The 868-nt window shown below is 38.6% G+C and carries 1 protein-coding gene; it reads left to right on the forward strand.

Translation table 11 applies throughout. The features are described 5' to 3' along the window. Positions 1 to 47: 47 nt before the first annotated feature. The gene (locus HBA26_RS22620; RefSeq protein ID WP_072061317.1) at positions 48 to 785 is read left to right on the forward strand and encodes an AAA family ATPase; all 738 of its coding nucleotides are present in this window, start codon (positions 48 to 50) and stop codon (positions 783 to 785) included. Positions 786 to 868 lie beyond the last annotated feature (83 nt).

Genomic DNA, 868 nt, shown 5'->3' on the forward strand with positions numbered 1-868 from the left:
TCCGTCGTCGGCAGCGTCAGATGTGTATAAGAGACAGGTATTACATAATGCATATTCTAGAACAATATCTCCGAACAGTGTTATTGCAGGAAGATAGAATCACAGATTATGAAAGGGAACAATACCCCTATAACATTCCAGCTTTGAAAAATTTTCATTGTATGGATCTGCATCCGCGGGTAACTTTTCTCATGGGAGAAAATGGTAGTGGAAAATCAACTTTGGTTGAAGCTATTGCAATAGCCGCAGGATATAATGCAGAAGGAGGGTCACGTAATTTTAACTTTCATTCAAATGAAAGTCATTCTTCACTTCATCATGCAATTCGACTAGTAAGAGGAGTAAGGCGACCAAAAGATGGATTCTTTTTCAGAGCTGAAAGTTTTTATAATGTTGCAACAGAGATTGATAGTTTAGGTGTGCAAGGAGCCTATGGTGGACGTTCCCTTCACGAACAATCGCACGGGGAATCTTTTATGTCATTATTATTGAACCGCTTTGCACCGAATGGCCTGTATATTTTAGATGAACCTGAGGCAGCTTTATCACCTACCAGACAAATGGCTGCGCTCGCTCATATCCATCGCTTGGCTCAGAGCAATTCACAATTTATAATAGCAACCCATTCTCCTATACTAATGTCATATCCAGATTCGAAAATATTGCATTTTAGTGAAAACGGGATTGAATCTATTAAATTAGAGAATACAGATCATTACATTGTGACTCGTCGGTTTGTAAATAATCCTCAAGCTATCTTAAATGAGCTCTTAGACTATGATTAAAAAGCGTTTGTTGAAAAGGAACATAAACAATTGCTTAGTACCTTTTCTGTCTCTTATACACATCTGACGCTGCCGACGACGGA

The organism is Enterobacter sp. 725m/11 (genome assembly GCF_011683705.1).
Taxonomy (GTDB): Bacteria; Pseudomonadota; Gammaproteobacteria; order Enterobacterales; family Enterobacteriaceae; genus Enterobacter; species Enterobacter bugandensis.